General features: G+C 44.6%; 10 protein-coding genes. 9 read left to right on the top strand and 1 reads right to left on the bottom strand.

Going from position 1 to position 12,330, the window contains the following annotated elements; translation table 11 throughout:
• Positions 1-236: 236 nt before the first annotated feature.
• From B9A91_RS18890 to B9A91_RS18915, 6 genes are all read left to right on the top strand, one after another.
• Positions 237-1,433, top strand: coding sequence for a FecR family protein (locus tag B9A91_RS18890; RefSeq protein WP_084240583.1), 1,197 nt, complete (start codon positions 237-239; stop codon positions 1,431-1,433).
• A 177-nt stretch (positions 1,434-1,610) separates the two neighbouring features.
• Complete coding sequence (locus B9A91_RS18895; RefSeq protein ID WP_084240584.1) at positions 1,611-4,994, top strand: SusC/RagA family TonB-linked outer membrane protein; 3,384 nt, start codon at positions 1,611-1,613, stop codon at positions 4,992-4,994.
• A gap of 16 nt (positions 4,995-5,010) precedes the next feature.
• Positions 5,011-6,432 (top strand): RagB/SusD family nutrient uptake outer membrane protein, encoded by a 1,422-nt coding sequence (locus B9A91_RS18900; RefSeq protein ID WP_159451741.1) that lies wholly within the window; start codon positions 5,011-5,013, stop codon positions 6,430-6,432.
• 11 nt (positions 6,433-6,443) lie between these two features.
• Positions 6,444-7,172 (top strand): DUF4843 domain-containing protein, encoded by a 729-nt coding sequence (locus B9A91_RS18905; protein WP_084240586.1) that lies wholly within the window; start codon positions 6,444-6,446, stop codon positions 7,170-7,172.
• Between the two features lie 11 nt (positions 7,173-7,183).
• Positions 7,184-8,665, top strand: a complete 1,482-nt coding sequence (locus tag B9A91_RS18910; protein WP_159451742.1) for a PKD-like family lipoprotein — start codon at positions 7,184-7,186, stop codon at positions 8,663-8,665.
• A 12-nt stretch (positions 8,666-8,677) separates the two neighbouring features.
• Entirely contained in the window at positions 8,678-9,703 is a 1,026-nt protein-coding gene (locus B9A91_RS18915) for a TlpA disulfide reductase family protein (protein ID WP_084240588.1), read from the top strand.
• Between the two features lie 31 nt (positions 9,704-9,734).
• Here the strand turns inward: B9A91_RS18915 and B9A91_RS18920 are convergent, their stop codons facing one another.
• Positions 9,735-10,274, bottom strand: a complete 540-nt coding sequence (locus B9A91_RS18920; protein ID WP_084240589.1) for an SRPBCC family protein — start codon at positions 10,272-10,274, stop codon at positions 9,735-9,737.
• A 104-nt stretch (positions 10,275-10,378) separates the two neighbouring features.
• On the opposite strand from B9A91_RS18920, the gene B9A91_RS18925 reads away from it, so the two are divergent.
• From B9A91_RS18925 to B9A91_RS18935, 3 genes are all read left to right on the top strand, one after another.
• Positions 10,379-11,341, top strand: coding sequence for an LCP family protein (locus tag B9A91_RS18925; protein ID WP_084240590.1), 963 nt, complete (start codon positions 10,379-10,381; stop codon positions 11,339-11,341).
• Positions 11,342-11,451: 110 nt separating this feature from the next.
• A complete protein-coding gene (locus B9A91_RS18930) occupies positions 11,452-11,760 on the top strand; it encodes a hypothetical protein (protein ID WP_144008996.1) in 309 nt (102 codons plus the stop codon).
• A 79-nt stretch (positions 11,761-11,839) separates the two neighbouring features.
• Positions 11,840-12,274: a tail fiber domain-containing protein gene (locus tag B9A91_RS18935; protein ID WP_084240592.1), complete on the top strand. Its 435-nt coding sequence runs from the start codon at positions 11,840-11,842 to the stop codon at positions 12,272-12,274.
• Positions 12,275-12,330 lie beyond the last annotated feature (56 nt).

Raw genomic sequence — 12,330 nt, forward strand, 5'->3', positions numbered from 1 at the left:
ATGCTGATTTCGCCCTGTGCTAAATTACATATTTAGTCATAAAGCATTTTCAATGATATTGATTATTTTTTGAATAACCGCGCAACGTGCTAAAATGCCAGGATCTGTTAATTTTATTTTGTTGATTATTAGCTTATTATTAAATAATTGTAAATATTTTCATATCAGCATCAATGTATTTCCACGCTGCTCCGTATTGGTTTATATAAGGGCATCCCTAACTGCCTTTTAAACTTATGGACCATTTAAGACCACTTTTTACAAAATATATGGACGACAGCTGTACCACAGCTGAGATCGGATTGCTGATGCAGTATTTTAATGAACTGGAAAATGAAAGCGGGCTCAAAGCGCTGATTGCCGCTGAAATGGCAAAAGATGTTGAAGAAGAAACCGATGAATCTGCACTCGACAAGCGTCTGCTAAAGATTTATGATCAGTTACAAACAGACCTTATTCCGGCCGTACCTGCAGCAGCTGTCATCCGTCCAATACGTAATTATTTTAAATATGCAGGTGCAGCGGCCGTTCTTCTCATCGTTTCGGCGGTCTTGTATTTTTATGTGCAGCGCAACCAAAGCAGCAATGTGTCAAATTTAACAGCTGGGCAGCTGGCCAGGGATGTCGGTCCCGGGGGTAACAATGCCATTTTAACGCTGGCCGATGGGTCGGAAATTTCGCTTACAGATGCCGGAAATGGTGAATTGGCCAGCCAGTCTGGCATTACCATTACTAAAACCAGGGATGGGGAACTGGTTTACGAAATCGCAAAAGGTAAAGCGCTTGGTGCAACACAATACAATAGCATCAGTACGCCAGCAGGCGGTCAGTACCAGGTTAATCTTCCCGATGGCAGTAAGGTATGGCTAAATGCGATGTCTTCCTTAAAATATCCCACTGTGTTTAGCGGAACCGACCGTAGGGTCACCCTTAGGGGGGAAGCTTATTTTGAAGTGGCCAAAGATCAGGGCAGACCATTTGTAGTGGCTTCCAGCGCGGCGGGAAAGTCCCAGGAAATTACTGTTCTGGGTACACACTTTAACATCAACAGCTATGCAGATGAACCTGTCATCAAAACTACGCTTCTGGAAGGGAGTGTAAGGGTAGCAAGCGGTACCGCCTCAAAAGTGCTCCGGCCAGGGCAGCAATCGGCTGTTTCGGAACGGATTATACTTACAGAAGTGGATGTTGACCAGTTTGTTGACTGGAAAAATGGTAATTTTTATTTTGATGATGAAAATATTGAATCCATTATGCGCAAGCTGGCACGATGGTACGATATAGATGTGGTTTACCAGGGCAAAATACCGGACGCCGTATTTGGTGCAGAGATATCCCGGGCAAAAAGACTGTCAGAAGTCCTGAAAGGGCTGGAAACGGCCGGAAAAATCCACTTTAAAATAGAAGGAAGGAGGGTTACCGTTATGCAGTAAGCTCTACACCTGTAGTTGATCTACACATCGGTAAATCAAAATAAAAAAGGCCAGGAGTGCTTGGACCCACCCCTGGCCATAAGGCCTGATTTACCTACAATAATGTTTCGCACACTATAATTAACTAAAACCAAACCAAGAGCCCTAAACCTAATCAGGGCCCTAAAATTCAAATGTATGAAATTTTATGCGCTATTTAAACGCGGGTATTTTGCCTGCGTGGCACAAACAATTTTGTGTATTATGGATTCGGTTATACACCTGGTTCGTAATACAGATCAAAGAAAACTGATTATGCGAATCAACCTCACCGTAATCCTGTTAACCAGCTGCTTGCTCCAGGTAAGTGCCAGCAGTTATGCACAGAAAATCAACCTGACCAAAACCAATATCTCACTTACCGAGGTATTTAAAGAGATCAGAAAACAAAGCGGATACGATTTTATCTATGCCACACCACAAATTAAACTGGCCAGAAAAGTAGATGTTTTTGCCCGCAATGCCTCTTTAACCGAAGTACTGGAAAAATGCTTTGCCAACCAGCCATTTACCTACGAGATCCAGAACAAAACCATCGTTATCCGCGAACAGAATGATTTTACAAAAGTAAAGATCATCAGGGGGAAGGTGGTTGACAATGCTGATGGCAAGCCGCTGCCAGGGGTAACCGTACTCATAAAAGGTACAAAAAGCGTAGCCCAAACTGATGAAAAGGGAAATTTTTCCCTCAATGTTCCCGATGGGGCACAAACGCTTGTGGTGCGGTTCATTGGCTATAAAACACAGGAAATAGCACTCTCTAACTTCATGATGTTCAACATCAAAATGGTAGAAGATCAGCAATCGCTGAGCGATGTAGTGGTAACAGGTGTATTTGAACGTCCGGTAGAGAATTTTACCGGTGCGGCCAGGACCATCGATGGGCAGGAGTTGAAAAAGGTAAACTCCAACAGTATTTTCGCTGCCATAGCAGCGATTGATCCTGCACTGCGACTGGTACCCAACAATGTCATGGGCGGAAACATCAATACTTTGCCTGAAATACAACTCAGAGGGGCCAATTCCCTGCCTAACCTGACGGGCGAGTTTGCCGACAATCCCAACGCACCGCTGTTCATCCTGGATGGTTTCCAGGTAGGGGCACAGCGGATTTTTGACCTTGACATGAACATGATCAAATCCATTACCATCTTAAAAGATGCCTCCGCTACTTCCATTTATGGTTCAAGAGGGGCTAACGGCGTACTGGTCATTACCACAATCACGCCAAAGGCAGGAAAGATCCAGGTAACAGTAAACAATGACTTCAGGTTAACCACCCCCGACCTTTCGGTATACCATCTGCTCAATGCCGCAGAAAAGCTGGATTTTGAAAAACGGGTGGGCTTTTATTCCGCTGCTCAATCCAACCAGCAATATATGCTGGACGAAATTTACAACAGCAGGGCCAGGGCAGTGGCCAGCGGGGTAAATACCGATTGGCTATCCTTCCCGGTACAAACAGGTACCAGCAACAGAACTTCGGTATATGTTGAAGGTGGCGATGAATTTATCCGCTATGGGCTCCAGATGACCGGCGATTTCCAGAAAGGAGTAATGAAAGGTCAGAACCGGAACAACTATTCGGGGCAGTTCGACCTGAGCTATAACGTGAAAAAGCTGCGTTTCAGAAACTCTATCAGGCTTTTTCAAAATATGTCCAATGAATCACCTTACGGTGCGTTTTCCCAATATGCCCTCATGAACCCATACTGGAAACCCTTTGATGAAAATGGCAACCCCTTAAAGGTCATGGAAAGCAATCTCATAGGTACCTTCAGCAATCCTTTATATGATGCCCAGCTGAACACCATCAACAAATCGCAATACTTTGGCGTGTCCAATAACCTGCAGGTCCGTTGGAACATCATGCCTTCTCTGTATTTAGAAACCGCATTTAGCCTGAACAAACAAACAGGTTCTTCCGACAAGTTTTACCCGGCCCAGCATTCGCTGTTCAACAACGAAAAAGACCTGAAACGAAAGGGCTCTTATGATGTAAGCAATAACAATTCCCTGGGTTTTGAAAGTTTAACCACGGCCAACTACAACAAAAGTTTTGGAAAACACCTGATTTATTCCACGCTGGGGCTCAATATCGCCAGCACCTCCAGTAATTTTTATAATGTGCAAACCGTAGGTTTCCCTTTTGATCAGCTGGATAACCTACTTTTTGCTACGCAATATAAACCAGAGGCGCGCCCAACAGGAGATGAAAGCACAGTTCGGCGCCTGGGCTTATTGCTCAATGGCAATTATGCCTACGACAACCGCTACCTGGCCGATGTTTCGGTGCGAAGGGATGGATCATCCCAGTTTGGGGCCAACAAACGCTACGGGATTTTCTGGTCTGCCGGCCTGGGATGGAACGTACACAATGAAGCTTTCTTTAAAGAAAACCCTAATGTTAACCGCTTAAAACTAAGGGCCAGTTATGGATCTTCCGGCTCACTCAATATCCCGGCATACCGTTCGCAAACCAGGTATACCTTTGGTGTAGAGAATGTTTACGATGGCGATCTTGGTGCGGCCATTATGGGGCTGGGCAATAAAGAACTGGGCTGGCAGGATGTGCGTACGCTAAACCTGGGCCTGGATATGACCTTGTTCAAAGAACGGCTGGATATGCGTTTTGACCATTACAGGAGCATAACGCACAATACCATTACCAGCGTTTCCCTGGCACCATCTAATGGTTTTTCAGATTACTCAGAAAACCTGGGTAAAATCCAGAATACCGGTTATGAGCTCTTTGCCCGTTATAAAATCATCGACAACAAACAAAAAGGACTGCTCTGGTCGGTTAATGCTGCCGCGGTAACCAACAAAAACATCCTTAAAGAGCTTTCCAATAAACTTAAGGCCAGCAATACAAAGGCAAATGCCAGCAGTAACCAGAAAGCCCCAAATATTATGCTGGAAGAGGGGCAGGCCATCAATACACTTTTTGTAGTGCGCTCGCTCGGGGTAGACCCCATAACCGGGGCCGAAGTGCTGGTTAAAAAAGATGGTAGCACTACTTTTACCTGGAGCGCGGCCGATAAAGTTGCCCTTGGTGTAACTGATCCTAAATGGAACGGGACCTTTGGTTCTAACCTGAACTATAAAGGTTTTGAGTTGGGCCTCATCTTTAGCTACCGTTTTGGCGGACAGATTTACAACCAGACCCTGGTTGACAAGGTGCAGGGTGCCGATACGAAATACAATGTAGACAGGAGGGCATACGACCTGGGCTGGACTAAACCGGGTGATGAATCCATGTTCACAAAATTTGGGACCAACCCGGTGCTCACCAGGTTAAGCTCAAGGTTTGTACAGGACGAAAACACGATGAGCCTCAACTCGGCTTCTGTAGGTTATAACTTTTACAAACATGCTTTTGTAAAACAATTGGGATTGAATAGCTTATCGCTTACTGCAAGCACCAATGATCTCTTTACAGTCAGTTCTGTTCAGTTGGAACGCGGTACAAATAATCCATTTTCACGGACCTATTCCTTATCCATACGGGCGGGTTTTTAACATGAATTGTATTGATATGAAAACAAAAACAAAAATATTTGCCCTGCTTACCATTTGTCTAGTGGTTGGGGGCACAGGATGTAAAAAATTTCTGGAAGTTGATCCTAAATCAACCGTGGGGGAGGATCAGCTTTTTAGCTCAGAAATTGGCTTTCAGCAGGCACTCACAGGGCTATACTCGCAAATGGCCAGCCGTGATTTGTATGGCAATAACCTCACTATGGGGTTCAGCAGCCTGATTGCGCAGAATTACAGCACAACCTTAAGCGGCGTTTTTTCCTTTCCAACAACCGTTGCGCTCAATTTTAAAGGTGCCGATGCGGTGCCGCTGGTATCCGGAATCTGGACAAAAGGCTACAATACCATTGCCGCGGCCAATAATATCCTCGAGAAGATTGATGGCAGGCAAAACCTGTTCACAGGAAACCACTATGCGCTTGTAAAAGGTGAAACCCTGGGGCTGCGCGCTTATCTGCATTTCGACCTACTGCGCTTGTATGGTGCTAATTTTGCCACAAACCCCACAAAAAAGGCCATTCCTTTCCGTACCGAACTGAATGCGCTGTCCAAAGTCCCTTCAACCGTTGATGAAGTGTCTGCCGCTATTCTTGCAGATCTGAAAACGGCCGAGGTACTGATGAAAGATAAAGACCCGATTTCAACAGAAAAAAGCAGACGTTTCCGGATGAATTATTATGCCATAAAGGCGCTGCAAGCTAGGGTATATTTGTTCAGGGGCGATAAAGCAAATGCTGCTGCCGCGGCAACTGAAGTGGTAAATTCCGGTATATTTACCCTTATAGACCCCAAAAGTGTTTCAGCAGCCGCCGCTGGCCGAGACCGCACCTTTTCTACAGAACAGGTATTTGCCATCAGGGTAAAAGATATCCGCATTTGGGTGGAGACGGATAATGCCTACTTTAAATCGGTATCTGATAACAGAAACAATCTTACCCGAACGCTGTCCGATTTTCAAACCTTATACGAAACCAGTACCGGTGGTGGTACGGATATCCGTTTTGCCAACCTGATTGAAGCGGATGGGCTGACCTATTTTTGTACAAAATACTGGCAAACCTGGGTGGGCACGGTTGAAAATGACCGGCTGGACCAGAATGTTTCTTTAATGCGCTTGTCGGAAATGTACTATATCCTCGCCGAAACGGCAGCTACGCCTGATGAAGGGTTGGTGTTCCTCAACAAGGTGCGCGAGAAACGTGTCATTCCTGTCATCAGCCCAGGGCTTACCGCGCAAAAATTAACTGATGAGCTTACCAAAGAATACCAGAAGGATTTTTATGCCGAAGGGCAGCTGTTTTATTATTACAAGCGTAAGCTGTTTAACAGGATGCAGTTTTCGACAAGGAATTTAACCGAAGCCAGCTACATTGTTCCGGTACCCGATAATGAGCTCGAATTCAATCCAAACTATAACTAAAGCAACAGGAAATGAATAAGATATTAACTCTATGCGTGCTGCTGATGGTATTGGCATCATGTAAAAAAGACCCGCAGTCTGTATTTTCCGGAAAAGATGGCATCACTTTTTATTACAAATCTGGCCTGGAGCAGGATAGTGTCAGCTATTCCTTTAAGCTAAACCAGGTGCCCAAGACAAGGGATACCGTGTGGGTCAAAATGCGCCTGGTGGGTAAATTGTCCAAACAGGTAAGGCAAATCAAGATTATTGCCGGCCCGGGTACCACAGCCACAGAAGGAAAGCACTTTATACTGCCCGATTTTTCTCTTCCTGCCGATTCTTTCCAGGTAAAATACCCGCTGGTATTGCTCAGTACATCCGATCTGGACAGTAAAGCAGTAAGACTGGTGATGCAGATCGCCGAAAGTGCGGACCTGATTGTGGGCACAAGAGGGCAGGCCGATGTGTCAACTGCCAATACCGTCCAGTTTAAAGTCAACTTCAGCAACCGGCTGATAAAGCCCGATTACTGGAACTATATCGCTTATTACATAGGCGAATACAGTGCCGTAAGGTATCAGTTTATGATCGACACATTTGGGATGTCCGATTTCAGGCCAGATACCAAAGGCGGGATCATTGGTTATGCCCAATGGGTAAACATCAAAGGAAAGCTGAGAAATGCCCTTGATGCATATGTGAGCAAGAATGGGCCATTGATAGATGAAAACGGGGGAAAAGTAGAGTTTCCATTGTAAAAATGAAAGTTATGCGAATTAAAGAAATCATATCAGGGGCACTAATTGGCTGTACCCTGCTGTTTGCCTGTAAAAAGGACAACAATAAATATACCTACAATGAGGTCAACGAACTGACCATCACCGGGCCCCAGCAGGAAATCCTGGTTGTGCAGCGTGATACCATCCGCATCAATCCTGTCATTGCTGAATCGGTAAGTGGCGGCGGGCCATATACCTATCAATGGGAGGTTTACCGTTCCAAAGACCTGAACAGCTGGGAAATTACCCCTATTAACCCGGCTACCACCTCAACAACCCTCTCTACCGAAAAAAACCTGAAGGTTCCCGCCCTGGTTGCCCCCGGAACTTATATGCTGCAGTATACAGTAACCGATACCAAAACAAACCTGCGTAAGTCGGTCCGGTATCCGTTAACAGTGAATGGCAAATATTATGAGGGCTGGCTGGTAACGGCCGATATAAGTGGTAAAACCATGCTTTCCTTTGTACGGCAGGACGATGTAGTCTTCAACGATGTAATTGGCGCTTCCAATCCTTCGCTGGTCATTGCCGGCAAGCCGCTGGCAGCGTTCTCAGGCATACAGGCCAAACTAGAGGATGTCAACGTGTTTACCGACCAGGGCATGTACCGCTTCAGCGCCAACGATTTTTCTTTCAGCGGTAAGTCGCCAGATCTTTTTGAAACGGCCATCAATCCGGTATCAGGTCCAACGTATGCCGTGAACAGTGTTAATTTCGACCAGTATGTAGTTAGCAATGGCAACGTATATGGTACGCTGGCACCAAACCAGGGCATCGCCAAATATTCGGAGCGCTTTAACGGCCCTGCGGGTTATTCGGTGTTTCCGTATTTTATGAGCGGAACCCAGTATTGGACCCTGTTTTATGATAACAATGGCAAGCGGTTCCTGCACGCTACTTATACCAGCCGCTCGTTCAGCACTTTTCCTGCTGCGGCTGATGCAAGCGCTGTCTTTAACATGAGCAACGTAGGCAAAACATTGGTAGGGGGTGATAAAGGGCCAAATACAGAGTATTACCTGGTGATGAAAGATGCAACCGGTTATTACCTCTGCTCGGTATTGCCCAACAACAAACAGGCGGCGGGGCTGATGGACAAAATGGACAGCGCACCTGAGATTGACAAGGCCTCTATTTTTGCGGCTTCGGAACTGAATAAACAGCTGTATTATGCTGTGGCCAACAAAATTTACCTGTACGATGTGCTGGCCAGAACTGCACGGTTGGTCTATACTTTTCCTGCAAATGTCCAGATCAAAGACCTGAAGATGTTTAAAGGGCTGGGCTGGGGCAAAGCCAATACCGCCTACAATACCCGCCTTGTGGCGGCAACCTATAATGGAACAGAAGGAGCGCTTTACTACCTCGATTTGCTGGCCATAGGTGATGTAGCCAACGGCACCTACAGCAAAAAATTCGGTGGCTTTGGCAATATTGTCCATATCAATTACCGTATCCCTAACCTGTAAACCAATTACAATATGAAAAAAAATATCACAACAGCTTTGGCCATGCTTCCGTTACTGGCCATGGCACAAACCAATACTTATACTTTACAAGGCAAATTTAAATCTGCATCCGTTGCGGGTAAGGTCTATATGCAATATTACAAAGGCGGAATTACCAAAAGAGACAGTGCAACTGTCAGCAAAGGTGCTTTTGAATTAAAAGGGCCTTTAGACGGGCCACAACAGGTATACCTTACTTTCTTCAGCAAAGATGCGCCAGCAGATAAGCGAATGCGAAACCAGGATGCCCGTTCTATGTACCTCGATCGGGGCCTCATCCGTATGGATATTTCCGATTCCATCAAAACTGCCAGCCTTAGCGGGACCATCAATGCCGATCACAAAAAATACGAACAGGTCTTGAAAACAAAAGAAGGACAGGAGGCCCGGCTTACCGCTTTCGTAAAACAAAACCCTGATTCCTATTTCAGTCTGCAGGCACTCCTTAAACTGGCGGGGGCTTATTTTGATGCTGCTAAGGTAGAGCCCTTATTTAAGGGGCTTTCTGCTGGAAATCGCAATTCCAAAGAAGGACAGGCATTTGCAGCTACTATTGCCGCTTCCAAAGCTACTGTTGCAGGCAATATGGCACCTGATTTTACACATAATGACACCAATGGCAAGCCGGTAAAATTGTCTGACTTTAAAGGAAAGTATGTATTGCTCGATTTCTGGGCATCCTGGTGTGGCCCTTGCCGAGCTGAAAACCCTAAAGTATTAAAGGCCTATAATGCCTTTAAAGACAAGAACTTTACCGTTTTGGGGGTATCGGTTGACAGGGCCGAAGACCGTGATAAATGGCTGAAAGCAATCAAAGATGATGGAATGCCATGGACACAGCTCAATGACGCCGATCATACCGATCTCAAGGGGGCGGGTAACCTGTACGCTATTAAAGCCATCCCATCCAATTTTCTGATTGATCCCAGCGGAAAGATCATCGCTAAAAACCTGAGGGGCGATGCCCTGGAAAAGAAACTGGAAGAAATGATAAAGTAAAAACAAAAGAGCCGGCTTGCCGGCTCTTTTGTTACTTTTCAACGATGGTTTTCAATTTATCCAGACCACCCTGTAAATCCTTTCCGATCATCTCTTCCATATTCATACAAAGCAGCATGAGGTTCATTGGCCAGGGCATTTTTCCTGTAAAACCCCATTTAACTTTGGTTTTATCTGCACCAATGGGCTCTGTAGTCATATAGGCATTGTCTTCGGCCTCAAACGGTTCTTTAAAACGCAGCTTCATTTCAATACGCTCGCCGTCGGTAATTTTAGTGATCTCCTGCTCACCCTTACCCGCATTTTTGTTGGTGCTGTCCCAGGCATAAATAAAGCCAACCGTACCATCTGTTCCGGTATAACTCTTTTTCATAGCCGGATCTATATTGTTCCATACACTGTACTGGTCCTGGTTCTTCACAAATTTGATAAAATCAAACACTTCCTGTTTAGGTTTGCTGATGGTGACTTCTCTTTCAACCGCATAATCTTTTTTGGTAAAGAGTGCCACAACCAGGGCCAATACAATGATCCCCAGAATGACAAACAGAATTTTTTTCAAAATTTTCATAATAGTAAGTTTTGGTTACATAAAGATGATTAATTTTTTTCAATTGCCAATAACATTTAGACGGCTCCGAAGCTAGCTGGCAGGGATATTGCCCTGCTTCATGAATGAAAAAGTTATTCCTATTTATGTTTATAAGTGTGTTTGGCCTGCAGTTAAGGGCGCAAGATAACACTATTAGCACCAGACCGGTAGCTGTAAAATTAGATAAAAGCCCCCAGGCGCTGGGAATTGCTCCGCAGGTAAGCGCCAGACTTAAAACCATAACAAATCCGCCCACAAACATAGCGCTGTTTGCTGTAGATAAACGCCAGGAACAGGATAAAGCAAACTCAGATGTGATTATGGTTATTTCTGTTGATCAACAGAGCGGAAAGATTAAAATGTCTTCCATCATGAGGGATGCCTATGTGAATATAGACGGACATGGAATGGATAAAATCAATGCTGCTTATGCCTTCGGCGGACCGCAACTGGCTATAAAAACCATCAATCAGAATTTTGGCCTTGACATTAAAGACTATATTAATGTTGATTTTTACAGTGCAGCGAAGATTGTGGATGCCTTGGGAGGGGTAGATGTGAATGTAAAAGAGGCAGAGCTTCCGGTATTGAACAATTATCTTGATGAATTGGCCATTTATGAGAAAGTACCCGCAGTACACGTGAATACTGCCGGCTTGCAGAACCTAACAGGCAGACAGGCCGTAGCTTATACACGTATAAGAAAAGTGGGCAATGGTGATTATGAAAGAACCGAAAGGCAACGCTCGGTGCTTGTAGCTTTGTTCGGTAAAATGAAAAGCTCTGGTCAGCAAGCTTTTCCCGCCTTCGCTTCGCAGATTCTACCTAATTTAGAAACAAGTATGGGTAGCATGACGCTGTTAAATTTTGCGGGAAACGTGCTGAATTCAAAACATAAAGTGATTGATGAGGCAAGATTTCCGTTAGATGGGCAAAGCGCGGGGAAAAGGATCAACAACGTCTGGTACCTCACTACCGACTTAAAAGCAACATCCGCAGCCATTCATAACTTTATTTATAAAGGAATAAAACCTGTTTCTAAATAGAAAACGGCAAATAATCCGACAAAAAAAATACAAATCAGTTGCCTGCTATTTAAACGGTAGCCCTTATATTTGCGGCAATACCAATATAAAGCGATACAAACCAGCTGATTATGTTTAAGAAAATAGCAGGCTTATTGATTCTACTTTCCTTTTTATTGATAAAAGGGGCGCCGTTATTTGCTGCATGGCAACATACTCAAAATGCTGTGGCTTGCTGTACTGATCAGACAACTGATGATACCAGCGATGCTGAAAAAGAAAACAAACAGCTGGAAACCCCTGATGAAGATTTTGGAGGGCAGCCCGTTCTGGAGCCTGCTTCTTTAACTATTGCTAAGAAAGCAAGGCACATCATCGTACCTGACGTAAGTGCGCCTTATATTTCATTGCCTTACCCGCCCCCCAACAGCTGTTCATAATTGCAGAACAGATTCCCTGGTTGTGATCTGTAATAGGTCATGCAACCCATATTTATATATTAACACAAAATTTTATTTTATGAACTATCCTTTGTTTAAAGGTTCTGTAATGGGACTTTTATTAGCTGCGGCTACATTAACGGCCAGTGCGCAAAAAATTAACGAGCAGGAACTGAAAGTTAATGTTGGTAAAATTTCCAATTCAACACAGCATTTAAAAAACCTTGAACCTGTCACATTTAAGTACGATGTAAGTAAGTACAAGCACCTGAAGCTCCCTTCCGGAGAGCAATATGGTTTCCTGGCCAGTAATGTACAGCCAGAATTTCCGGCAATGGTTTACGAAGCTTCAAAAACTTATGAAGCCGGTAAAAACAACGCTAAGGTAGCCCGGTATAACGAAGTGCAGACAGAGAACCTGATCCCTGTACTTGTAGCCGCCATTAAAGAGCAGCAGGCAGAAATAGAGCTTTTAAAGAAAGAAGTGCAGCTGCTGAAACAAAAATCCAAATAAATACTTTTTTTTAGTTTAAGTGTTTTGGGAAGTCATCCGTAAGGATGGCTTTTTTT

The sequence above is a fragment of the Pedobacter africanus genome, assembly GCF_900176535.1.
In the GTDB taxonomy this organism is placed as follows: Bacteria; Bacteroidota; Bacteroidia; order Sphingobacteriales; family Sphingobacteriaceae; genus Pedobacter; species Pedobacter africanus.

Coding starts and splice junctions, on each gene's coding strand:
- B9A91_RS18890 (WP_084240583.1), top strand. CDS start 237: ATGGACCATTTAAGACCACTTTTTACAAAATATATGGACGACAGCTGT.
- B9A91_RS18895 (WP_084240584.1), top strand. CDS start 1,611: ATGAAATTTTATGCGCTATTTAAACGCGGGTATTTTGCCTGCGTGGCA.
- B9A91_RS18900 (WP_159451741.1), top strand. CDS start 5,011: ATGAAAACAAAAACAAAAATATTTGCCCTGCTTACCATTTGTCTAGTG.
- B9A91_RS18905 (WP_084240586.1), top strand. CDS start 6,444: ATGAATAAGATATTAACTCTATGCGTGCTGCTGATGGTATTGGCATCA.
- B9A91_RS18910 (WP_159451742.1), top strand. CDS start 7,184: ATGCGAATTAAAGAAATCATATCAGGGGCACTAATTGGCTGTACCCTG.
- B9A91_RS18915 (WP_084240588.1), top strand. CDS start 8,678: ATGAAAAAAAATATCACAACAGCTTTGGCCATGCTTCCGTTACTGGCC.
- B9A91_RS18920 (WP_084240589.1), bottom strand. CDS start 10,274: ATGAAAATTTTGAAAAAAATTCTGTTTGTCATTCTGGGGATCATTGTA.
- B9A91_RS18925 (WP_084240590.1), top strand. CDS start 10,379: ATGAAAAAGTTATTCCTATTTATGTTTATAAGTGTGTTTGGCCTGCAG.
- B9A91_RS18930 (WP_144008996.1), top strand. CDS start 11,452: ATGTTTAAGAAAATAGCAGGCTTATTGATTCTACTTTCCTTTTTATTG.
- B9A91_RS18935 (WP_084240592.1), top strand. CDS start 11,840: ATGAACTATCCTTTGTTTAAAGGTTCTGTAATGGGACTTTTATTAGCT.